Source organism: Paraburkholderia sp. SUR17 (assembly GCF_029536165.1).
GTDB classification, from domain to species: Bacteria; Pseudomonadota; Gammaproteobacteria; order Burkholderiales; family Burkholderiaceae; genus Paraburkholderia; species Paraburkholderia kururiensis.
Genome location: NZ_CP120509.1, coordinates 1,779,574 through 1,800,757 on the forward strand (window position 1 = coordinate 1,779,574; position 21,184 = coordinate 1,800,757).

Genomic DNA, 21,184 nt, shown 5'->3' on the forward strand with positions numbered 1-21,184 from the left:
ACGAACGGCAATGCGTTCAGCCGGCACATGCAAGCGCATTGAGATCAGAGAGACGAGACACACGCGGCCCGCAGAGCCCGACGCAGATCGGCCCTTGGCCGCACAAGCCTGGAGGAACCATGGAAGCCTTGCTGGAAACGCCGGCCAACCGGCCCGTATCGATTGCCGAACCGCCGCCGGCGCAGTTCAATTTCGCGACGCACGTGTTCCGTCTGAACCAGGCGCGTGCGAGCAAGGCGGCCTATATCGACGATGCAGGCGCCACCTCCTACGGCGATCTCGAAGACCGCGCGCGGCGCTTCGCCAGTGCACTGCAAGCCCTCGGCATTCACGCCGAGGAGCGCCTGCTGCTCGTCATGCAGGATACGGTCGAGTTGCCGGTGGCGTTCCTCGGCGCGCTCTACGCGGGCGTCGTGCCTGTGGTGGCGAATACGCTGCTCACATCGGCCGACTACACCTACATGCTCTCGCACAGCCACGCGCGTGCCGTGATCGCGTCGGGCCCCGTACTCGCCAACGTGCGCGAAGCGCTCGCGGGCGCCGAAAGCGACGATTGCATGCTGATCGTCTCGCGTCCCATGGACGCGACCGCCGAAGCACCGCAGCGCGTGCTGCACGAGCTGACCGATCAGGCCGCGCCCGCCGCGAAGCCTGCATCCACGGGTGCCGACGACATCGCCTTCTGGCTCTACTCGTCGGGTTCAACGGGAAAGCCCAAGGGCACCGTGCATACTCACGCGAACCTGTACTGGACCGCGGAGCTTTACGCCAAACCCGTTCTCGGCATTCATGAGGATGACGTAGTGTTCTCTGCGGCCAAGCTTTTCTTCGCGTACGGACTCGGCAACGGCCTCACGTTCCCGCTCTCGGTGGGCGCCACGACTGTACTGATGGCTGAGCGCCCCACGCCCGCCGCCGTGTTCGAGCGCCTCGCGAAGCACCGCCCCACCATCTTCTACGGCGTGCCGACGCTCTACGCGAACATGCTCTCGTCACCTCAATTGCCCGCTCGCGACGATGTGGCACTGCGCGTGTGCGCCTCGGCCGGCGAGGCCTTGCCACGCGAAGTCGGCGAGCGCTTTACTGCGCATTTCGGCTGCGAAATTCTCGACGGCATCGGCTCGACGGAAATGCTGCACATCTTTCTCTCGAATCGGCCGGGCGAAGTGGAGTACGGCACGACGGGACGCCCTGTGCCGGGCTACGAGGTCGAACTGCGCGACGAAGCCGGGCAGCCTGTGGCCGAAGGCGAAGTGGGCGACCTCTATATCAAGGGGCCTAGCGCCGCGCTCATGTACTGGGGCAATCGCGAGAAAAGCCGCGCCACGTTTCTGGGCGAATGGCTGCGCAGCGGCGACAAATATCGCAAACTGCCCAATGGTTGCTACGTCTACGCGGGGCGCAGCGACGACATGCTGAAGGTCAGCGGCCAATACGTGTCGCCCGTGGAAGTCGAGATGGTGCTCGTGCAGCACGAGGCGGTGCTGGAGGCCGCGGTAGTGGGCGTCGATCACGGCGGGCTCGTGAAAACGCGGGCTTTCGTTGTGCTCAAGCCCGGCATTGCGCCACTCGATAGGCTCGTGGACGAGCTGAAGGCATTCGTGAAGGAACGGCTCGCGCCCCACAAGTATCCGCGCGACATCCAGTTCGTGGACGACCTGCCGAAGACCGCAACGGGTAAGATTCAACGGTTCAAACTACGCGAACTGCTTTGAGGTGCGTGTTCATGTCCGTTATGTCCGATTCCGCCAGCGTCCTGCCCAGCACCACCGCCACGGAACACGCGTTTGCCGCGCTGCCGGCTACGCGCTCGCACGGCCCGCTGCGCATCGAATACCGTTGGCTCAACGCCGGACTGCACGATGCGCCGCTCGCCATCTTTCTGCACGAGGGGCTCGGGTCGGTGGCGATGTGGAAGCAATGGCCGCAAACGCTCTGCGACGCACTGGGTTTTCGCGGGCTTGTCTACTCGCGTCCCGGCTACGGCAAGTCCACGCCGCGCGCCGCGGAGGCCAGATGGCCCGTTGAATTCATGCACCAGCAGGCACGAGAGATTCTGCCGGAGTTGCTCGACGCGCTCGGCATCGATGCCGCTGAACGCGAACGCATGTGGCTCGTGGGTCATAGCGACGGGGGATCCATCGCACTGCTTTACGCCTGCGCTTTTCCGCAGGCGCTCGCCGGCGCTGTCGTCATCGCGCCGCACGTGGTCGTGGAGCAGGTTTCGGTCGAGAGCATCGCGAAAGCGAAGATCGAGTACGACGACGGCAATCTGCGCGACAAGCTCGCGCGTTATCACGACGACGTGGACTCCGCGTTCTTCGGCTGGAACGACATCTGGCTCGACCCCGCGTTTCGGGCCTGGGACATCACGGCGGTGCTGCCCGACATTCGCTGCCGCCTGCTCGCCGTGCAAGGCCACGACGACGAATACGGCACGATGGAACAGATCGATGCAATCCAGCGTAGCGTGGCGCACGCACACCTCGTGAAGCTGACTGACTGCGGACACTCGCCGCATCGCGATGCGCCCGCCGCATTGAATGCCGCGATCGCGGACTTCGTGCGGCACGAGGACTAAGAGGACACGCCATGCAGCCCGCCACGACGCTCGAAACGCCACGCCTCGTTCTACGCCCGCATACCGCGGACGACTTCGAAGATAGTCTCGCCATGTGGTCCGACCCGCAGGTGACGCGTTATATCGGCGGCAAACCGTTCAGCCGCGAAGAAGTCTGGGCGCGGCTGCTGCGTTACGTGGGTCATTGGGCCCTGCTCGGTTTCGGCTATTGGGCCGTGCGCGAGAAAACGACGGGAAGGTTTGTAGGCGAGGCAGGCTTTGCGGACTTCCAGCGCGAGATCGAGCCGCCGTTCGACGGCACGCCCGAAATCGGATGGGCGCTCGCGGCGTGGGCGCACGGGCAAGGTTATGCGACCGAAACCGTACGTGCGGCGCTCGCATGGGCCGACGAAAAATGGCCCAACACGCAAACCGTCTGCATGATCAGCCCTGCCAATGCAGCGTCGATTCGCGTGGCGAGCAAATGCGGTTACCGCGAAAGCGGCAGCGTGCTCTATAAGGAGCGGCCCGTCACCGTGTATCGGCGCACGCCGGGAACCCGCTAGCGCAGCGCACCTGCACCGCTGCCGTCAAATCCCTTCCTCCAGCACGAGCAGGTTGTCGTGCGAAAAACCCAGCGCCACGGGTTGCCCGCGCTCGGGCAACTGACGCCCCGGGTCATTGAACACGTCGAGCGACAGCACGGCCTCGTTCACGCGCGCGCGAATCCGCACCACGGAGCCGAGAAAGTTCACGTCCTCCACCGTGGCTGCCAGCGTATTGCGGCCCGGCGCCGGTGCTTCCAGCACGATGGCCTCGGGACGCAACGCGAGCAGCCGCTTCTTGCCGGCATCGTCCGATGCGAGTGCGCGGGTCGTGACGAGCTCCTGGCCATCCACCGCCATGCGCCCCGTTGCCGGGTCCACGACGTGCCCCGTGAGGATGTTGAGCGTGCCGACGAACGACGCTACGAAACGCGTGCGCGGGAAGTTGTAGATCTGCGCGGGCGAGCCAACCTGCTCGATGCGCCCTTCGTTCATCACGACGATGCGGTCGGAGATGGAAAGCGCCTCCTCCTGGTCGTGCGTGACGAAGATCGACGTAATGCCCAGTTCGCGCTGCAACGTGCGAATGTCTTCGCGCAATGAAATGCGGATTTTCGCGTCGAGCGCCGAAAGCGGTTCGTCGAGCAGCAGCACTTCGGGCTTGCCTGCCAGCGCGCGCGCCAGTGCCACGCGCTGCTGCTGCCCACCCGAGAGTTGCCACGGGTAACGCGCGGCGAGTGCGGGCAGCTTGATGAGTTGCAGCATCTCGTCCACGCGACGGCGAATCTCATCGGCCGACTTGCCTGCCACACGCAACCCGAAGCCGATGTTCTCGGCCACAGTCATGTTCGGAAAGAGCGCATACGACTGGAACACCATGCCCACGTTGCGCTGACGCGTGCGCATGTGCGTAACGTCGCGACCACCGATGCGGATCGTGCCGCGCGTGGGCGTTTCGAAGCCCGCGATCATGCGCAGCACGGTCGTTTTCCCGCAGCCCGACGGCCCCAGGAACGTGACGAACTCGCCGCGTTCGATCTGCATATCGAACTGATGCAGCGCCGTGTTGGTGCCGAAGGTCTTGTGCAGGTTTTCGATTTCGAGAAATGCCATGACTTGTTGCCTTGCTGGATCGGTTGCGTTGCGGCGTCAATGGCCGGGGGCGCTCGCGGCGCGCGCCGAGCCGAACACCTGGATCAGACCCATGGAGGCCCACGTCACCACGAACGCAATGATGGCGAGCGCCGACGGTTCATAGGCGCGGTTCGCGCCGATCAATTGCAGATACGGACCGAACGCGGGCCGGTCGAGCAGGCTCGCAATCGTGAACTCGCCCATCACCACGGCGAACGTGAGGAACGCGCCCGAGAGAATGCCCGAGCGGATGTTGGGCAGGATCACGCGAAAGAGAATGGTCGGCCAGCCCGCGCCAAGGCACTCCGCTGCTTCGGTGAGCGAACGAACGTCCACGGCGCGCAGGCCGGTGTCCACCGCGCGATACATGTAGGGCAGCGCAAGCGTCACGTAACCGCACACGAGCAGCAAATCCGTCGCGCGCTCGTTGCCCGTGAGCGGCAGGATCGAACTGCTGTTGTAGATGCGCAGATAGCCGAACACGATCACGATGGCGGGCACCACGAGCGGCAGCAACGTGATGAATTCCACGATGGGCCGCAGCTTCGGCAGACGCAGCCGCACCCAGTACGCCGTGGGCACGACGAGCAGAATGCCCACCACGATGGTGAGCAACGCCATCAGAATGGAATAGCCGAACGAAGCCTGAAAACGTGGGTCGGCGAGCACCACGCGATACGCGTCCAGGCTATACGTGTCGCGCCGCATCCGCAGGCTGAATTCGAACGTTGCGATGAGCGGCACGAGGAAATATACGGCGCCTACGATCATCGCCGTCCATGCGCCTACGCGCGATTGCGTCTTCATCGGCGCCCCCTTTCTGCGCGTGAACGCAGCCAGATATAGCCGCCGTTCGAAAGACCGGTGACGAGAATCATGCCGAGCGCGAGCGCATAGCCCAGGTTCTGGTTATGCAGCACGTCCCCGCGAATCTGCGCATAGAGCAGGATCGTCACGATATTGAGCGAACTGCCCGTGAGCGCATACGCTGTGGCCACGGCACCAAACGAATTTGCAAAGAGCAGCAGCGTGGCGCCGAGCACACTCGGCCACAGCACGGGCAGCGCAACGTAACGCCAGTACTGCCAGGCGGTGCCGCCCAGCGAATCGCAGGCCTCGCGCCATTCGCGTTTCAGGCCGTCGAGTGCGGGCGTGACGATCAACACCATCAGCGGAATCTGGAAATACAGGTACGTGAGCGTCAGCCCCCAGAAACTCAGGATGCTGAAACCCGTGGCATACAGATTGATGCCCACATATTTCTTGAGCAGAAACGTGACGAGACCCACGCGGCCCAGCGTGCAGATGAACGCGAAAGCGAGCGGCACGCCAGCGAAGTTCGACGCGACGCCGGAAAACGTCATCAGCGTGGGACGAATCCAGCGCGGCAGTTTGCCATGCACCGCGGCCCATGCGAGCAGCGAGCCGAGTACGGCCCCGCCCGCGGCCGATGCCGCGCTGACCTTGAAGCTGATCCAGTAGGCGTCGAGCACGCCTTCCTGAAACAGCTGCCTGAAATTGTCGAGCGTGAAATGGCCCTGCGCGTCCTGGAACGCACCGACCATGAGAAACGCGGTCGGCAGAATCAAAAAGAGCACGGCAAAAACGAAAAACGGCAATACGCCGATCCAGACCAGCGGCCCCGAATGTTGTGCCGGGTTGACCTGGGGCGCCGGCGCGGGCACGCGCGGAACGACGAGTTCCGGCGACCCCGGGCCGAGATCCTGTGAAGCAGCCATCAATATTCCCCGAGAAGGCGGCCCCGTGGGTACGGAGCCGCCTGGTCGCAACTTCGGTTACTTCACTTACTTCACGTTGGCGCCGACGGCCCCGTCCCACTGCTTCGTGATCGTGTCCTTGTACGCGTCCTGCTCGGCGAGCGTCGGGAACACGGCAGCCTTGTAGGCAGCAGCCGGCGGCAGCTTGTCGAGCAGCGCCTGCGGCACCTTCTTCGCCGAAATCAGTTCGTTGTAGCGGATGGGGTGGCAGTAACCCGTGAGCCAACCGATCTGGCCTTCGTCGGAGTACAGGTATTCCATCCAGAGCTTCGCGGCATTCGGGTGCGGCGCGTAGGCGCTGATGGCCTGCACGTAAACGCCTGCCACAACGCCCGTCTTCGGCACTACGACGTGCACCTTGGGGTTGCCCTTGAGCGTGTCGCGATCTGCGAGCGCGTTGTAGTCCCAGCGCACGATGATGGGCGTGGTGCCCTGCGCGAGCGACGCCGCCTTGCCGATCACGGGCACGAAGTTGCCGCTCTTGTTCAGGTCCGCGAAGAACTTGAGCCCCGCCTTGTCGGCCGCGGCCACGTTGCCCTTCGTCTGCGAGAGGCCTGCCGCGAACACGGCCTGAATGGCCTGGTTCGCCGTACGCGGATCGCCCGCGAGCGAGACGGCATTGCGGTAGTCGGGCTTGAGCAGATCGCTCCAGTCGGCCGGCACCTTGTCGATCATGTCGCCGTTCACTTCGAACGAGAGCACGCCGTAATAGTCGCCGTACCAGTAGCCTTCAGGGTCCTTCGCCGAATCGGGAATCGACTTCCACGTGGACACCTTGTACGGCTGCAGGAGGCCCGCAGCCTTCGCGGTGGGACCGAACGAGAGGCCTACGTCGATCACGTCCGGCGCCTGCGGTCCCTTGTTGCCCTTGTTGGCCTTGATGGCTTCGACCTCGTCGCCCGAGCCGGCATCCGGGTTCAGTTCGTTGATCTTGATGCCGTACTTCGCCTGAAAGGCGCTGATCATGGCGCCGTAGCCGCACCAGTCATGGGGCAAGGCGATCACCGTCAGTTGCCCTTCCTGTTTCGCCGCGGCGACGAGCGCGTCGGGCGGCGCAGCCCATACCTGCGTCATGCCCATGGCCGCAACCAGTGCGGCGGCCGCGACAGCCGACATCGAAACAAAACGGCTTGACCTCGTGCGGTTCATGGTGTTTCCCATCCTCTGCCGAAATTGCTGCGTTATAAAAAATTGCAGAAAGACTGCAGGCGGCTTCCCGTCGCCGCGTCTGCGAGCCTCCGCCCGCCTGTTGTTCTGTCAGGACGTTGCGGGCGGCGCGCCCGATGGTAGCGGCGGAATGCGTCAAATTCGTGTCACGCAAGAGCATATGCGCGATGCACAGAGGTCGTGCGCAGAGCACGGTGCCCGGTGTGAGCGAAGGCTAATTTCAAATGCACAAATATGCAAGTCCACAAAAAAATACAACGAAGGAACGCGGCTCGTACAGGTAAGCTACGCGTGCTGCGGCCTGCTGTTCGCCGCCTCACTTCAAGACAGAGCACCCTTCAAATGTGGCAGGAAGACCGTCATCAGAGAATCCGTACGCTGCTCTCCACGCTGCACCGCGTTTCCACGGAACGCATCATGGCGGAGCTGGGCGTATCGCGCGAAACCGTGCGGCGCGATCTGCTGGACCTGGAAGCCATGGGCGAGCTGCGCCGCGTGCATGGCGGCGCGGTGCGCCCCGCTGACGAAGCGCCTATCGACGAACGCGCCCATACGCGCGTGAAAGCGAAGTCCGCTGTGGTAAAGGCGGCAACGGGCATGGTGGCAAGCGGGCAAACGCTCTTCGTGGACGCGGGCACCACGACGTCGCTGCTCGCCGAGCAACTGGCGAAGCTCGCCAACCTGACGGTGGTCACCAACTCGATCGACGTGGCGCTGAAGATGCGCGGCGCAAGCGGCGAGGCCGAAGCGCCCAACGAGGTGATCCTGCTGGGCGGGTCGATCAGCAATCGTGCGGCGGCCACCATGGGGGGCGCCACCGTGCTCGACATCCATCGCTATCGCGCGGACCTCGCCCTGCTCTCGCCCGTGGGCATCGACGCCCGGCACGGCGCGACCAACTACGACCAGGGCGAGGCGGACGTAGCCCGCGCGATGGTGGCCAACGCGGACCGCGTGGTCGTGCTCGCCGACTACAGCAAGATCGGCCAGCGCAGCCGCATTACGTGGTGCCCGCTCGAGCGAATCGACGTCTTGATTACGAACGCAAAGGCCGCCGAGGCAGCGGGCTTTACGTCGTTGAAACGAAAATTGAGACGCGTGCTGCTGGCTTAGTGTCAACACTCGGTGTCTACACTTCCCCCAGCTCCGCAAGCGGATGCGCGTCCCTGCGCCACGGCGACGAAATGAAGTGGCGCACGCGTTCGGGCCGCACTTCGAAGAGCGTGAGCGGTGCCCAGCGCGGACGCCGGTCTTTGTCTACCAGATGCGCCCGCACGCCTTCGCAAAAATCGCCGTCTTCAATAGCCCGCGTCACGATGCCCAGCTCCATGCGAAAGCATTCGGCCAGCGTCATCTGCCGCCCGCGCAGCAGCGCCTCGCGCGTGACGTAGAGCATGGTGGGCGAATGCGACGTCAGGGCGTCGTAAGTCGCCTGTAACCACTGACGAATCTCGCGCGGCGCATCACGCTCCAGGTCCTGCTTCAGCGTCGCGACCATGCGATCCACCCCCGAACGCCGGTCGAAGTGCCGCAGGATCAATTGCGTAAACGGTGCGAGCGGCGCGTGCGGAACGACGTTGCAAGGCGGCTCGAATACGCGTCGCAATGCATGGAGCAGATCGCCGTCATGCGGCATGCGCAAGAGTCTTTCCTCGAACGAGGCGAGCCATTCCGCGGGCACGCAAAGGTCGGCCAGTTGCAGGCGCAGCGCGTCGGCGCCCGAAAGCGTGGCGCCCGTGAGGCCCACGTACAGTTCCATCTCCGCGGGCATCACGCCGAGAAAACGCGTGGCGCCGACGTCGGGCAGAAAGCCGATGCGCGTTTCCGGCATCGCGAGCTTCGAGCGGTCCGTCACGATACGCAGACGCGCCCCCTGCCCGAGCCCCATGCCCCCGCCCATCACGATGCCATCGAGCAGCGCGATGACAGGCTTCGCAAACGTGTGGATCGCATAGTCGAGCCGGTATTCGTCGATGAAAAACTGCTGCCATGCGGCTCTGGTCTCTGCATCGCGTTGCTTCGCGAGCGCATACAAAGCGCGCACGTCGCCGCCTGCGCAAAAACCCCTTTCACCTGCGCCGCGCAATACGACTGCAACGATCGCGTCGTCGTCGCGGCAGCGTCCCAGCAGCTCGGCAAGCTCGCGCACCATCGCATGCGAAAGCGCGTTGATGGCCGAGGGCCGGTTCAATGTGATGACCGCGACGCGATTCACCACGCGCAACATCACCTCTGGTTCAGTGTTCGGCGCGAGGTTCGAGGGACCCGAAACCTGCACCGACGCATCGCGAAGCGCGCTCATCGTGTGCCCTCCGCTGTACTACTCCTCGTACTGCTCCCCATACTGCTCCAACGCGGCGCGCGCTTCTCCAGAAACGCATTCACGCCCTCGCGTTGATCGGGATGATCGAACAGGTCCACGAAGCGCTCGCGTTCCACCGCAAGCGCTGCCGCACGCGGCACGCCGTTACGCGCCTGGTGGATCAACTGCTTACTGAACGTGACGGCCTGCGGACTCAGCGTCGTAACGCGCGTCGCCATCGCCAGTGCCGCCTCACGAGCGGCGCCTGTTTCCACCACTTCTTCCACCAGGCCGATGCGCAATGCGGTCTGCGCGTTCACGCGTTCGCCCGTGAGGATCATTCGCTTCGCCCAGCCCTCACCCACGAGCCACGGCAACGTCTGCGTGCCGCAGCCGCAGCACAGAAGGCCCACGGCGGTCTCGGGCACCGCGAGTTGCGCATGCTGCTCGGCGATGCGCACGTCGCAGGCGAGCGCACATTCCAGTCCGCCGCCCATCGCATAGCCGTTGATCGCGGCAATCACCACGGGCCGCGCGTTCTGCAATGCTTCGAATGCCGCGCCAAAACGCGCGGCCGCTTCGCGTGCCACGCACTTGTCGCCGTCGGCGAACGTATTGAGGTCCGCACCCGCGCTGAAGAAGCGCGGACCGTCGCCTGTGATGACGAGCGCCCGCACGCATTCGTCGGCGTCGAGCGTTTCCACGGTTCGCTGCAATTGCAGCAAGCCTTCGGGCGTGAACGCATTCGCGGGCGGGCGCTTCAATGTGACGAGCGCGATGGCCCCGTCGTGCGTGTAGTCGAGTTCGATCATCACGCGCCCTCGCCGTCGCGATACAGCTTGATGATCGACGAGAAGTCGAGCCGTCCTTCGCCACGGCTGCTCATCGCCTGGTAAAGCTGCTGCGCGAGCGCGCCGAGATACACCGGTTGATGCGCCGAACGCGCGGCGTCCGTAGCAAGGCCCAGGTCCTTGAGCATCAGGTCCGTGCCGAAGCCGCCCGTGTAGCCGCGCGATGCGGGCGCAGTCTCGATCACGCCGGGAAACGGGTTATAGGTATCTGAACTCCAGCACCGCCCCGTCGACGTGTTGATGATGCCGGCAAGCACCTTGGTGTCGATGCCGAGCGCCGCGCCCAGCGACATGGCCTCCGCCACGCCCGCCATCGTGATGCCAAGCAACAGGTTGTTGCAGATCTTCGCGACCTGCCCCGTGCCCGTGTCGCCGCAATGCACGAGGTTCTTGCCCATCGCCGACAAGACCGGCCGCACGGCGTCGAATGCGGCCGCGCTGCCGCCCACCATGAAGGTCAACGTGCCCGCGGCCGCCCCGCCTGTACCGCCCGACACGGGCGCATCCACGAATGGATTGCCGTGGTCGGCCGCGAGCGCCGCGAACGCCTTCGCGCTCTGTGGATCGATGGTGCTCGAATCGATGATCGTCACGCCCTTCGCGATGCCGGCCAGCACGCCGTCCTTTGCCGTGAGCACGTCGCGCACGTGCGCCGCGGCGGGCAGCATCGTCATCACGCATTCAACGTCTGTAGCGGCAATCTTCGGCGACGCCGCCGCCTTCGCGCCCGCATCCACGAGCGACTGCACGGCCTGCGCGTTGAGGTCGAACACGTTGAGCGCGTGCCCCGCTTTCAGCAGATTGCGCGCCATGGGCGCGCCCATGTTGCCGAGCCCGATAAAGCCTATTTTCATGGCCTGTTCTCCTGTTTGCCGTTCAGCGCAGGCTGATGGTCGTGTTCACGCCGTCGCTGGTCGTCGCGTCGTCGAACCAGCGCGCGGTCACGGTCTTGGTCTGCGTGTAGAACTGCACCACCTGCTTGCCGTACGGACCGAGGTCGCCCAGCTTCGAACCGCGCGAGCCCGTGAAGCTGAAGTACGGCACAGGCACCGGAATGGGAATGTTGATGCCCACCTGCCCCACGTCGATCTCGCTCTGGAATTTTCGCGCAGCCGCGCCGCTCTGCGTGAAGAGGCCCACGCCGTTGCCGAACGGATTGCTGTTCACCAACGCGATGGCCTCGTCGAGCGTGGGCACCGTCATGACGAGCAGCACCGGGCCGAAGATCTCGTTGCGATAGATGTCCATGCTGGACGTGACGTTCGAGAAGAGGGTCGGGCCGATGAAGTTGCCGTCTTCGTAGCCCTTCACGCGCACGCCGCGCCCATCGAGCACGAGCGTCGCGCCCTGCTTCACGCCCGATTCGATCAGACCGACAACACGCGCCTTCGCCGCTCGCGACACAACGGGCCCAATGTCCGTGCCGGGCTCGTGGCCCGCGTTCACCTTCAAAGCTTTGGCTTTTTCCACGAGGTCGGGCAGCCAGTCCTTCGCTGCGCCCACGAGCACGGCTACGGAGGTCGCCATGCAGCGCTGTCCCGCTGCGCCGAATGCGGCGCCCACGAGCGCATTAAGCGACTGCTCGCGATTCGCATCCGGCAACACCACGGCGTGATTCTTCGCGCCCATCATCGACTGCACGCGTTTGCCGTGCTCGCTGCCGAGGCGATAGACGTGCGTGCCTACCGCCGTCGAACCGACGAACGAAATGGCCTTCACGAGTTCATGTGTGCACAGCGCATCCACCACGCCTTTTCCGCCATGCACGACGTTCAGCACACCCGCCGGCACGCCGGCTTCCAGTGCCAGTTCGACGAGCTGCATGGTGGAGAGCGGGTCCTGCTCCGAAGGCTTCAGCACGAACGTGTTGCCGCAGACCAGCGCCATCGGAAACATCCAGAGCGGAATCATGGCCGGGAAGTTGAACGGCGTGATGCCCGCGCACACGCCGAGCGGCTGGCGCAGCGTGTAGGTGTCCACCGTGCCCGCCACGTTTTCGAGAAACTCGCCCTGTTGCAGCGTGCCGATGGAACATGCGTGCTCCACTACTTCGAGCCCGCGAAAGATGTCACCCTCGGCATCGGGCAGCGTCTTGCCCTGCTCCGCGGTCAACGTCTTCGCGATACGCGGCATGTGCTCGCGAATCAGCGCCTGGTACTTGAGCATGATGCGCATGCGCGCACCCACCGGCGTGTTCTTCCATGTCGCGAACGCGACATGTGCGGCCCGGATGGCGGCATCCACTTCATCGGCCGTCGCGAACGGTACGCGCGCCAACACGTCCTGCGTGGCGGGATTCACCACGTCGCGCCATTCCGTGGTTTTCGAGTCGACGAACTCGCCGCCGATCAGCAGTTTTACGGCAGGTGGTGCATCGGATGACGACGCCGATGAAAGGAAAGAAGTGGAAGGAACGGCGCTCATGTTGTGTCTCCTGTGCGAGAGAGGCCGCCGCGCACCAACACGCATGCGGCGGCGTCTGAAGATGAAGCGATGTGAAGTAGCGGCGAAGATGCGCGCAACGAAGCCTCGCCGCCCCGGTGACGATCAACGCAGATCGGGAAAGTCTTCTTCCCAGTACTCGCCGGGCAGGCGGTCGGGCTCAGTGGGCCGCTCCTCTTCGCGGCGCCTTAGCTCGACGCGGCGGATCTTGCCGGAGATGGTCTTCGGCAGATCGCTGAACTGCAGGCGACGAATCCGCTTGTACGGCGCGAGTTTTTCGCGCGAGAAGCGGAACACGCTGCGCGCAAGTTCGGGTCCGGCCTCGAAGCCCTGACGCACGGTGACGAACGCTTTCGGCACGGAAAGGCGCAACGGGTCCGCGCTCGGCACCACGGCGGCCTCGGCAATCGCCTCGTGCTCGATCAGCACGCTTTCGAGTTCGAACGGGCTTAGCCGGTAATCCGACGACTTGAACACATCGTCGGCGCGGCCCACGTAGACGTAGTAGCCGTCGTCGCGGCGCATCGCCACGTCGGACGTGTGGTAGTAACCGTTGCGCATCGCGTGGTCGGTCGCGTTCGCGTTGTTCGCGTAGCCCGTCATGAGACCGATCGGACGCTGCGCAAACGGCAAGGCGGGCAGCGCGATTTCGCCTTCGCTCGCGGGCTGATCGTCGGCATCGACCAGTTCCACCGTGTAGCCCGGCAGCGGCCGACCCATGGCCCCCGGCACCACGGGCTGCCCCGGCGAATTGCCGATCTGGCAGGTGGTTTCGGTTTGCCCGTAACCGTCGCGAATCGTGATGTTCCAGGCGCGGCGCACGCGCTCGATGATCTCGGGATTGAGCGGCTCGCCCGCGCCCACGATCTCGCGCAGCTTCACGTCGTACGAGGCGAGCGGCTCCTGCACGAGCATGCGCCACACCGTAGGCGGCGCGCAGAGCGTCGTCACGTTGAACCGCACGAGTACCTCGAGTATTTCGCGCGGCACGAAGCGCGCGTAGTTGTAGACGAACACGCAGGCCTGCGCATTCCAGGGCGCGAAAAAGCAGCTCCATGCATGCTTGGCCCAACCTGGCGAGCTGATGTTCCAGTGCACGTCGCCGGACATGAGACCGATCCAGTACATCGTAGAAAGATGCCCCACGGGATAGCTCTGATGCGTGTGTTCGACAAGCTTCGGCTTCGACGTCGTGCCCGAGGTGAAATAGAGCAGCAGCGGATCAGTCGCACGCGTGGGGCCCTCCGGCACGAAATGCGGCGAGGCTTCGCAAGCGTCGGCCAGGTCGAGCCAGCCTTCGCGCCGCGCGCCCACGGCAATGCGCTTCACGCTCGCGTCGATCGAATCGAATTTTGCAAGCTCCGCGCCGTCCACGATGACGTAATGCGCGCCGCCCAGCTGGACACGATCGCGCACGTCGTCGGGCGAAAGCTGCGTGGTGGCGGGCAGCACGACGGCGCCAAGCTTCATGGCCGCGAGCATCACGTCCCACAACTCCACGCGGTTCGGCAACATCAGCAGCAGACGGTCGCCGCGCGTCACGCCCACGCTGCGCAGATAGTTCGCCATGCGCGAAGAGCGCTCCGACATCTGCGCGTACGAAAGCTTGAGTCCTTCGCTTTGCGGGTCGTCGACGATCCATAACGCCGGGTTGTGATTGCCGCGAGCGATGACATCGAAGTAGTCGAGCGCCCAGTTGAATTCGTCCATCGCCGGCCATGCGAACTCGCGATACGCGCCCTCGTAGTCGGTGCGATGGCGCAACAGCAGATCGCGCGCCTCGATAAACCGCTTCGCTGCAGCTCCGTCGTTCATCGTCGTCTCCTGATCGGCGCGAATGTGCGCTCTGTGCCGCTTATTGTGCGCCCGCGTGGGGTCGTTTAGGGTGGCTTACGGTGGCTAAGGTCTCTTTGGGGCCTTTTCCAAGGGCCGTTCTTTTATACGTGTCGCGCAATCACCATCCGCTGCACTTCGCTGGTGCCTTCATAGATCTGCGTGATGCGGGCGTCGCGGTAGTGGCGCTCTACCGGATAGTCGGCGAGGTAACCGTAGCCGCCGTGAATCTGCAGCGCCTTCGAGCACACCTCTTCAGCTAGCTCGGACGCGTAGAGCTTCGCCTGCGAAGCCTCGGAAAGACACGGCCTGCCCGCCGTGCGCAGCCGTGCCGCGTGATGCACGAGCAGACGCGCGGCGTTAAGGCGCGTGGCCATGTCCGCGAGCATGTTGGCGATGGTCTGATGCTCACGCAACGCCTTGCCGAACTGGATGCGCTCGCTCGCGTAGGCACGCGCCGCATCGAACGCGGCGCGCGCAATGCCCACCGCCTGCGCGGCGATGCCGATACGCCCGCCTTCCAGATTCGCGAGCGCAATCTTGAGCCCCTCGCCGCGCTCGCCCAGCAGGTTGGCCTGCGGCACCGCACAATCGTCGAGCGAAATGGGACAGGTGTCCGACGCACGAATGCCGAGCTTGTGCTCCGGGCGGCCCACGTTGAAACCGGGCGTGTGGGTGGGCACGATGAAGGCCGAGATGCCACGCTTGCCCAGATCCGGGTCCGTCACCGCGAACACGATGGCCACGCCCGCGCGCGCGCCGTTCGTGACGAACTGCTTGCTGCCGTTGAGCACCCACTGGCCGTCGCGCAGCACGGCGCGCGTGCGCAGGTTGTTGGCTTCGGAGCCGGCCTGCGGCTCGGTCAGGCAAAACGCGCCGATGGTGCTGCCCGTGGCGAGGTCATGCAGGTAGTGGTCTTTTTGCGCCGGCGTGCCGAAATTCAGGATAGGACCGCAGCCCACCGAGTTGTGCACGCTCATCATCGTGGCGCACGCGGCACAGCCCGCGGCAATTTCTTCGAGCGCGAGCGCATACGCCACGTAGTCGGTGTACGAACCGCCCCATTCCGCGGGCACCATCATGCCGAGCAGACCCAGCTCGCCCATCTGCTTCACCACTTCGTCGGGCAAGACGCCGTCGCGATCCCATTGCGCGGCGTAAGGCGCAAGCTGTTCTGCGGCGAATTCGCGCGCCGCGTCGCGAATCATGCGTTGCTCGTCGGTATGGAAATCGTCCATCGGCTGGCTCCTGTCTCCTCGATGCTGCGGCGGTGTGCTTAATGTCGTGCTGGATATCGCGCTTGATGCAGCGCATGCGCGAACATGGCGCGGGCCGCGTCAGCGCTTTAAACTGTCTCGCCCTCGCGCACGCCTACGCGCCACGCGCCGTATTCGCCGCGTTATATGTTTCCGGTTGGGAAGGAGTGTAGGCATGCTCGTGTGCCGCTTCGATGCCCGCTTCGATCAATCGGCGTGAGCGGATTTGCCATGCCCCGGGGCGCGCAGCAGCCCACGCACATCCTTACCCGAACACGATGAAGAAAAACGAAAAAGGCACGATCTCGATGAGCCTCGTGGAGGAAACGCTGGCGCTCGCACGCGAGGGCGGGCTCGACGTGCTGCCGCTCGTCGCCGCGGCCGGAATCGCTCCGCAGATGCTGGCCTCGCCGAAGAGCCGCGTGTCGTCGGCGCAGTACGGCGCGCTGTGGGTAGGCATTGCGCGTGCGCTCGACGACGAGTTCTTCGGCCAGGACTCGCACCCCATGCGCTACGGCAGCTTCATCGCAATGACGCACGCGGCGCTCACGGCGAGCACGGGCAAGCAGGCGTTGCAGCGCGCCGTGAGCTTCATGCGCCTCGTGCTCGACGACCTCGCGGTTCGCGTGGAGGCCGACACCACGCGCGTACGTCTCGTCTTCGAGCATCGTCCGGGCACCCCGGAGCCGAAGATGTTCGCGTATGCCACCTGGTTCATCATCGTCTACGGCCTCGTGTGCTGGCTCGTGGGACGCCGCATTCCGCTCCTGTGTGCGCGCTTTCGCTGCGCGGCCCCGCCCGCCGAGCACGAATACCGGCTGATGTTCTGCGACGACATGGCATTCTGCCAGGACGCGTCGTACGTCGATCTTTCGCCTGCGTTTCTCGACCTGCCTGTGATCCAGACGGCGCGTTCGGTGAAGGCCTTCCTGCGCGACGCACCCGCCAGCTTCGTGGTGAAGTACCGCAATCCGGGTTCGTTCGCGGCGCGCGTGCGCAAGACGCTGCGCGCGCTGCCCATGTCCGCGTGGCCCGATGCCGGGTCCATGGCGGAGCGGCTGAACGTGGCCGAAGCGACCCTGCGCCGGCGCCTCAAGCAGGAAGGCCACACGTATCAGTCCATCAAGGACGACCTGCGCCGCGACATCGCCATCGGCGAACTGCAGGACACGGCACGCACGATCGCGGACATTGCCGCCGCCGTGGGCTTCGCGGAACCGAGCGCCTTTCACCGCGCGTTTCGCAAGTGGACCGGCATGCGCCCCACGGATTACCGGCTGACACGCACGCAACGGGCCGAATCGGACTAAGCTTTAGAGCATCACCTTCCCGGCCGGCGCCGCCAAAAACGCATGCCGGCCGCCAGCGATGAACACGCTGCCCGTTTTTTTGCGCCGTTTGCTGTGCCTTGCGCGCTTCGCGCGGACCACGCGCACTGCGTCGTCGCGCCGCACGCTGCGGCTCGCGCGGCGCATCCTCTACGGGTTTTCACTCACGTGGCCGCTGCTGATCAGCGCTCCTGCCGGTGCGGCCGTTGATGCGAGCATTCATGCAACCACGGCGCCCTCGCCGGTCATCGTGATTCCCGTGGCCGGCGCCATCGGCCCGGCCAGCGCGGACTTCATCGTGCGCGGGCTCGCCCGCGCCGCCCACGACCGCGCGCAGCTCGCCGTCGTCCAGCTCGACACACCGGGCGGCCTCGACACATCGATGCGGCAGATCATCAAGGCGATCCTCGCCTCGCCCGTGCCCGTTGCCGCCTTCATCGCGCCAGGCGGCGCGCGTGCGGCGAGCGCGGGCACCTATATCGTCTACGCGAGCCACCTTGCGGCCATGGCGCCCGGCACCAACCTGGGCGCGGCCACGCCCATCCAGATCGGCATGGGCGGCGCGGAGCCGCCGGGCCAGCGCCCGAGCGACGCGAAGCCGCCGTCCGCCGGCGACGAACGCGCAACCGAAACACGCAAGCAGGTGCAGGACGCCGCCGCCTATATCCGCGGCCTCGCCCAGCTGCGCGGACGCAACGCCGACTGGGCCGAACGCGCGGTGCGCGAAGCGGTGAGTCTGTCGGCGAACGAGGCGCTCGCGCAAAAAGTCGTCGACGTCATGGCGCGCGACGTGCCCGACCTGCTCCGCGTGCTGAACGGCCGTCACGTCGCCACCGTCGCGGGCGAGGCCACACTCGCCACCGCACACGCGCCCGTGCTCACGCTCGCGCCCGACTGGCGCAGCCGTTTCCTCTCGGTCATCACGGACCCGAACGTGGCCCTCATCCTGCTCATGATCGGCATGTACGGGCTCTTCTTCGAGTTCGCGAACCCCGGCTTCGTGCTGCCCGGCGTGGCGGGCGCCATCAGCCTGCTGGTTGGGCTCTTCGCGCTGCAACTGCTGCCCATCAACTACGTGGGGCTCGGGTTGATTTTTCTGGGACTCGCGTTCCTGATTGCCGAGGCTTTTCTGCCCACCTTCGGCACGCTGGGTTTCGGCGGCATCGTGGCCTTCGTGATCGGCGCGCTAATGTTGATGGACACCGAGGCACCCGGCTTCGGCATTCCGTTGCCCATGATCGCCGCGCTCACCGCGTTCAGCGTGCTCTTCGTCTTCACGGTATCGAGCGTCGCGCTCAAGGCGCGGCGACGGCCCGTGGTGACGGGTTCGGAAGCATTGATCGGCAGCGTCGGCGTGGTGCTGGACGAGGGTCTCGCAACGAAGGACATGGACGGGACGGGGACGGCGCCCGAAGGCTGGGCACGCATTCATGGCGAGCGCTGGCGCGTGCGCTGCGCCGAACCGCTTGCCGCGGGAAGCGAAGTGCGCGTGACGGGCCGCCAGGGACTCATGCTCACGGTGGAGCCTGCGCGCGAAGCGACGCACACGGCGGGATCGTCGCCATCGCCGGGCAGGAACACGGGTGTCGGGTCCATGCAAGCCAGCACGCACGCGCAGGCACCGACACCGGCACAGGCACAGGCACCCCATGCATCGCCTCTACAACAAGGAGAACGTTCATGATGGGATTCACCTTCGGCTTCGGCAGCATCCTGATCGTGCTGCTGATCCTGCTCGTCGCTTCATCGATACGCATCTTCCGCGAGTACGAACGCGGCGTCGTGTTCCTGCTCGGGCGCTTCTGGAAAGTGAAGGGACCGGGGCTCGTGCTGATCGTCCCCATCGTGCAGCAGGTCGTGAAAATCGACCTGCGCACCGTGGTGTTCGACGTGCCGCCGCAGGACGTCATCACGCGCGACAACGTGTCTGTGAAGGTCAACGCGGTGGTCTACTTTCGCGTGGTCGACCCCGAACGCGCCGTGATTCAGGTGGCGCGCTACTTCGAGGCCACCAGCCAGCTTTCGCAGACCATTCTGCGTGCCGTGCTCGGCAAGCACGAACTGGACGAACTGCTGGCGGAACGCGAGCAGCTGAACGCGGACATCCAGAAGGTGCTTGATGCGCAGACCGACGCGTGGGGCATCAAGGTCTCCAACGTCGAGATCAAGCACGTGGACATCAACGAAACGATGATCCGCGCCATCGCGCGCCAGGCCGAGGCAGAGCGCGAACGCCGCGCCAAGGTGATTCACGCCGAAGGCGAACTGCAGGCTTCCGAAAAGCTGCTGCAAGCCGCGCAGATGCTCGCGCAACAACCGCAGGCCATGCAGCTGCGCTATCTGCAGACGCTCACCACCATCGCGGCGGACAAGAATTCGACCATCGTGTTTCCGCTGCCCATCGACGTGCTGCAGCACGTGCTGGACCGCTGGGGCCCCAAGCCGCCGCAGGCCTGAGCGCGTCGTCTTTCACGGCGTTGTTGCGTGCCGCTTACGCACGCCGCGCGCAATCCTGATTACAATGCCGCCCGTGACAGCGCGGCCCACCCTGCCGCGCGTGCGGCACGGCCGCAATGGCCGTGCCCGCAGTGGCGGCGGCCCCAGGCCTCGCTCGCGCGAGCCGCACGGCACGTTCGCATGGCCATATCAAGAATCCACGAAAACCAAACCAAGAGGCCCTTCTTCATGGACTCCATCAAACGCTATTTCGGCTTCGACGAAGCGGGCACCAATCTGCGCACCGAATTGCTCGCGGGCTTCACGACCTTTCTTACGATGGCCTACATCATCTTCGTGAACCCGGCGATTCTGGGCGATGCAGGCATGCCGAAAGAGTCCGTGTTCGTGGCCACCTGCCTCGTGGCCGCGCTCGCCTCGCTCGTGATGGGCCTTTACGCGAACTACCCGATTGCGCTTGCGCCCGGCATGGGCCTCAACGCCTACTTCGCCTATACGGTGGTCAAAGGCATGGGCTTCACGTGGCAGGCGGCGCTGGGCGCGGTGTTCATCTCGGGCTGCCTCTTCATGATCGTCACGCTGATCCGCGTGCGCGAGGTGATCGTGAACGGCATTCCGCATTCCATACGCGTGGCGATCACAGGCGGCATCGGCCTCTTCCTCGCCATCATTTCGCTGAAGACCTCGGGCATCGTGGTGGGCAATCCGGCCACGCTCGTTGCGCTCGGCGACCTGCACAACGCGCACGTGGTGCTCGCGATCATCGGCTTCTTCGCCATCGTGACGCTCGACTTCCTGCGCGTGCGCGGCGCGATCCTGATCGGCATCGTCGGGGTCACGGTGCTCAGCTTCTTCTTCGGCGGCAACCAGTTCCACGGCGTGTTCTCCGCACCGCCTTCCATTTCGCCCACGCTTTTTCAGCTCGACATTCGCGGCGCGCTTTCGTCGGGCATCCTGAACGTGATCCTCGTCTTCTTCCTCGTCGAACTCTTCGATGCAACGGGCACGCTGATGGGCGTGGCAAACCGCGCGGGCCTGCTGGTGCACGGCAAGATGCACCGCCTGAACCGCGCGCTGCTGGCTGATAGCACCGCGATTCTCGCTGGGTCGGTGCTCGGCACGTCTTCCACCACGGCGTACATCGAAAGCGCTTCGGGCGTGCAGGCCGGCGGCCGCACGGGGATGACGGCGATCACCGTGGCCGTGCTGTTTCTCGCGTGCCTCTTCGTGGCGCCGCTTGCAGGCGTCGTGCCGGGTTACGCGACGGCGCCCGCATTGCTCTACGTGTCGTGCCTGATGCTGCGCGAGATGGTGGAACTGCCCTGGGAAGATGCGACGGAAGCCGTGCCGGCTTCGCTCACGGCGCTGCTCATGCCGTTCACCTATTCGATCGCGAACGGCGTGGCGTTCGGCTTCATTTCGTATGCGGGGCTCAAGCTGCTGACCGGCCAGGCGCGCAAGGTCAAGCTCGTGGTGTGGATCATTGCCGCGGTGTTCCTGTTCCGCTTCTTCTATCTTGGCGCGGAGTAGG

18 protein-coding genes are annotated in these 21,184 nt (G+C 65.0%); 8 read left to right on the forward strand and 10 right to left on the reverse strand.

Going from position 1 to position 21,184, the window contains the following annotated elements; genetic code table 11:
* The first annotated feature begins 119 nt into the window (after positions 1 to 119).
* The 3 genes from P2869_RS25285 to P2869_RS25295 are packed head-to-tail and all read left to right on the forward strand — an operon-like array spanning position 120 to position 3,126.
* On the forward strand, positions 120 to 1,715 hold the full coding sequence (locus P2869_RS25285) for a benzoate-CoA ligase family protein (protein WP_277598304.1): 1,596 nt from the start codon (positions 120 to 122) through the stop codon (positions 1,713 to 1,715).
* Between the two features lie 20 nt (positions 1,716 to 1,735).
* A complete protein-coding gene (locus tag P2869_RS25290; RefSeq protein ID WP_277599845.1) occupies positions 1,736 to 2,581 on the forward strand; it encodes an alpha/beta hydrolase in 846 nt (281 codons plus the stop codon).
* A gap of 11 nt (positions 2,582 to 2,592) precedes the next feature.
* Positions 2,593 to 3,126, forward strand: coding sequence for a GNAT family N-acetyltransferase (locus P2869_RS25295; protein WP_017775599.1), 534 nt, complete (start codon positions 2,593 to 2,595; stop codon positions 3,124 to 3,126).
* 24 nt (positions 3,127 to 3,150) lie between these two features.
* Here P2869_RS25295 and P2869_RS25300 read toward each other — a convergent pair whose 3' ends face one another.
* The 4 genes from P2869_RS25300 to P2869_RS25315 form a co-directional block, all read right to left on the reverse strand.
* Entirely contained in the window at positions 3,151 to 4,218 is a 1,068-nt protein-coding gene (locus P2869_RS25300) for an ABC transporter ATP-binding protein (RefSeq protein WP_017775598.1), read from the reverse strand.
* Positions 4,219 to 4,254: 36 nt separating this feature from the next.
* A complete protein-coding gene (locus P2869_RS25305; RefSeq protein WP_017775597.1) occupies positions 4,255 to 5,046 on the reverse strand; it encodes an ABC transporter permease in 792 nt (263 codons plus the stop codon).
* Positions 5,043 to 5,978, reverse strand: a complete 936-nt coding sequence (locus tag P2869_RS25310; protein ID WP_277598305.1) for an ABC transporter permease subunit — start codon at positions 5,976 to 5,978, stop codon at positions 5,043 to 5,045. The genes P2869_RS25305 and P2869_RS25310 overlap by 4 nt, the downstream gene beginning before the upstream one ends.
* A 66-nt stretch (positions 5,979 to 6,044) precedes the next feature.
* The gene (locus tag P2869_RS25315; RefSeq protein ID WP_277598306.1) at positions 6,045 to 7,166 is read right to left on the reverse strand and encodes an ABC transporter substrate-binding protein; all 1,122 of its coding nucleotides are present in this window, start codon (positions 7,164 to 7,166) and stop codon (positions 6,045 to 6,047) included.
* A gap of 360 nt (positions 7,167 to 7,526) precedes the next feature.
* Here P2869_RS25315 and P2869_RS25320 point away from each other — a divergent pair, with 360 nt between their 5' ends.
* Positions 7,527 to 8,297 (forward strand): DeoR/GlpR family DNA-binding transcription regulator, encoded by a 771-nt coding sequence (locus tag P2869_RS25320; RefSeq protein WP_277598307.1) that lies wholly within the window; start codon positions 7,527 to 7,529, stop codon positions 8,295 to 8,297.
* 16 nt (positions 8,298 to 8,313) lie between these two features.
* Here the strand turns inward: P2869_RS25320 and P2869_RS25325 are convergent, their stop codons facing one another.
* The 6 genes from P2869_RS25325 to P2869_RS25350 form a co-directional block, all read right to left on the reverse strand.
* A complete protein-coding gene (locus P2869_RS25325) occupies positions 8,314 to 9,486 on the reverse strand; it encodes an enoyl-CoA hydratase/isomerase family protein (protein WP_277598308.1) in 1,173 nt (390 codons plus the stop codon).
* Entirely contained in the window at positions 9,483 to 10,298 is an 816-nt protein-coding gene (locus P2869_RS25330) for an enoyl-CoA hydratase (protein WP_277599846.1), read from the reverse strand. Before P2869_RS25330 ends, P2869_RS25325 begins: the two co-directional genes overlap by 4 nt.
* On the reverse strand, positions 10,298 to 11,191 hold the full coding sequence (gene mmsB, locus P2869_RS25335) for a 3-hydroxyisobutyrate dehydrogenase (protein ID WP_017775591.1): 894 nt from the start codon (positions 11,189 to 11,191) through the stop codon (positions 10,298 to 10,300). The genes P2869_RS25330 and mmsB overlap by 1 nt, the downstream gene beginning before the upstream one ends.
* Positions 11,192 to 11,213: 22 nt before the next feature.
* Positions 11,214 to 12,761, reverse strand: coding sequence for a CoA-acylating methylmalonate-semialdehyde dehydrogenase (locus tag P2869_RS25340; RefSeq protein ID WP_277598309.1), 1,548 nt, complete (start codon positions 12,759 to 12,761; stop codon positions 11,214 to 11,216).
* 123 nt (positions 12,762 to 12,884) lie between these two features.
* Entirely contained in the window at positions 12,885 to 14,594 is a 1,710-nt protein-coding gene (locus P2869_RS25345) for an AMP-binding protein (RefSeq protein WP_277598310.1), read from the reverse strand.
* 122 nt (positions 14,595 to 14,716) lie between these two features.
* On the reverse strand, positions 14,717 to 15,850 hold the full coding sequence (locus tag P2869_RS25350; RefSeq protein ID WP_277598311.1) for an acyl-CoA dehydrogenase family protein: 1,134 nt from the start codon (positions 15,848 to 15,850) through the stop codon (positions 14,717 to 14,719).
* Between the two features lie 296 nt (positions 15,851 to 16,146).
* On the opposite strand from P2869_RS25350, the gene P2869_RS25355 reads away from it, so the two are divergent.
* From P2869_RS25355 to P2869_RS25370, 4 genes are all read left to right on the forward strand, one after another.
* A complete protein-coding gene (locus tag P2869_RS25355; RefSeq protein ID WP_277598312.1) occupies positions 16,147 to 17,178 on the forward strand; it encodes an AraC family transcriptional regulator in 1,032 nt (343 codons plus the stop codon).
* 58 nt (positions 17,179 to 17,236) lie between these two features.
* Complete coding sequence (locus tag P2869_RS25360) at positions 17,237 to 18,880, forward strand: nodulation protein NfeD (RefSeq protein WP_277598313.1); 1,644 nt, start codon at positions 17,237 to 17,239, stop codon at positions 18,878 to 18,880.
* On the forward strand, positions 18,877 to 19,653 hold the full coding sequence (locus P2869_RS25365; protein ID WP_277598314.1) for a slipin family protein: 777 nt from the start codon (positions 18,877 to 18,879) through the stop codon (positions 19,651 to 19,653). Before P2869_RS25360 ends, P2869_RS25365 begins: the two co-directional genes overlap by 4 nt.
* A gap of 228 nt (positions 19,654 to 19,881) precedes the next feature.
* Entirely contained in the window at positions 19,882 to 21,183 is a 1,302-nt protein-coding gene (locus P2869_RS25370) for an NCS2 family permease (protein WP_126877191.1), read from the forward strand.
* Position 21,184: the final 1 nt, after the last annotated feature.

Excerpts from the sequence above, each read along its gene's own strand:
- P2869_RS25285 (WP_277598304.1), top strand. The coding sequence starts at position 120 with ATGGAAGCCTTGCTGGAAACGCCGGCCAACCGGCCCGTATCGATTGCC.
- P2869_RS25290 (WP_277599845.1), top strand. The coding sequence starts at position 1,736 with ATGTCCGATTCCGCCAGCGTCCTGCCCAGCACCACCGCCACGGAACAC.
- P2869_RS25295 (WP_017775599.1), top strand. The coding sequence starts at position 2,593 with ATGCAGCCCGCCACGACGCTCGAAACGCCACGCCTCGTTCTACGCCCG.
- P2869_RS25300 (WP_017775598.1), bottom strand. The coding sequence starts at position 4,218 with ATGGCATTTCTCGAAATCGAAAACCTGCACAAGACCTTCGGCACCAAC.
- P2869_RS25305 (WP_017775597.1), bottom strand. The coding sequence starts at position 5,046 with ATGAAGACGCAATCGCGCGTAGGCGCATGGACGGCGATGATCGTAGGC.
- P2869_RS25310 (WP_277598305.1), bottom strand. The coding sequence starts at position 5,978 with ATGGCTGCTTCACAGGATCTCGGCCCGGGGTCGCCGGAACTCGTCGTT.
- P2869_RS25315 (WP_277598306.1), bottom strand. The coding sequence starts at position 7,166 with ATGAACCGCACGAGGTCAAGCCGTTTTGTTTCGATGTCGGCTGTCGCG.
- P2869_RS25320 (WP_277598307.1), top strand. The coding sequence starts at position 7,527 with ATGTGGCAGGAAGACCGTCATCAGAGAATCCGTACGCTGCTCTCCACG.
- P2869_RS25325 (WP_277598308.1), bottom strand. The coding sequence starts at position 9,486 with ATGAGCGCGCTTCGCGATGCGTCGGTGCAGGTTTCGGGTCCCTCGAAC.
- P2869_RS25330 (WP_277599846.1), bottom strand. The coding sequence starts at position 10,298 with ATGATCGAACTCGACTACACGCACGACGGGGCCATCGCGCTCGTCACA.
- mmsB (WP_017775591.1), bottom strand. The coding sequence starts at position 11,191 with ATGAAAATAGGCTTTATCGGGCTCGGCAACATGGGCGCGCCCATGGCG.
- P2869_RS25340 (WP_277598309.1), bottom strand. The coding sequence starts at position 12,761 with ATGAGCGCCGTTCCTTCCACTTCTTTCCTTTCATCGGCGTCGTCATCC.
- P2869_RS25345 (WP_277598310.1), bottom strand. The coding sequence starts at position 14,594 with ATGAACGACGGAGCTGCAGCGAAGCGGTTTATCGAGGCGCGCGATCTG.
- P2869_RS25350 (WP_277598311.1), bottom strand. The coding sequence starts at position 15,850 with ATGGACGATTTCCATACCGACGAGCAACGCATGATTCGCGACGCGGCG.
- P2869_RS25355 (WP_277598312.1), top strand. The coding sequence starts at position 16,147 with ATGAAGAAAAACGAAAAAGGCACGATCTCGATGAGCCTCGTGGAGGAA.
- P2869_RS25360 (WP_277598313.1), top strand. The coding sequence starts at position 17,237 with ATGAACACGCTGCCCGTTTTTTTGCGCCGTTTGCTGTGCCTTGCGCGC.
- P2869_RS25365 (WP_277598314.1), top strand. The coding sequence starts at position 18,877 with ATGATGGGATTCACCTTCGGCTTCGGCAGCATCCTGATCGTGCTGCTG.
- P2869_RS25370 (WP_126877191.1), top strand. The coding sequence starts at position 19,882 with ATGGACTCCATCAAACGCTATTTCGGCTTCGACGAAGCGGGCACCAAT.